This window comes from Bariatricus sp. SGI.161 (genome assembly GCF_050313695.1).
In the GTDB taxonomy this organism is placed as follows: Bacteria; Bacillota; Clostridia; order Lachnospirales; family Lachnospiraceae; genus JAFBIX01.
On the sequence record NZ_JBNPLX010000093.1, the window covers coordinates 1 to 450 of the forward strand.

Genomic DNA, 450 nt, shown 5'->3' on the forward strand with positions numbered 1-450 from the left:
TTTATTTACCCAGTGATAGGAGTATTTATCACTGGGTATTTTTATGCCCTTTTTGGGTGTTGATAGGAGGAAAATCACATGAAAATAATTAACTTAGGAATTCTGGCTCACGTTGACGCAGGAAAGACAACTTTAACGGAGAGTTTATTGTATACCAGTGGTGCGATTACAGAACTAGGGAGTGTAGATAAAGGCACAACAAGAACAGATACAATGAATTTGGAGTGTCAAAGGGGAATCACTATCCAGACAGCAGTGACATCTTTTCAGTGGGAGGATGTAAAAGTCAACATTATAGATACGCCAGGTCATATGGATTTTTTGGCGGAAGTATACCGTTCTTTATCCGTTTTAGACGGAGCAGTATTATTAGTTTCTGCAAAGGATGGCATACAGGCACAGACCCGTATACTGTTTCATGCACTACAGACAATGAAGATTCCGACAATC

At 39.6% G+C, this 450-nt stretch carries 1 protein-coding gene; it reads left to right on the forward strand.

Annotation, left to right across the window (positions count from 1 at the left end; translation table 11 throughout):
• Window positions 1-78: 78 nt before the first annotated feature.
• The coding region (locus tag ACQRBH_RS17330) for a GTP-binding protein (RefSeq protein WP_427762698.1) at window positions 79-450 on the forward strand (372 nt) is incomplete at its 3' end.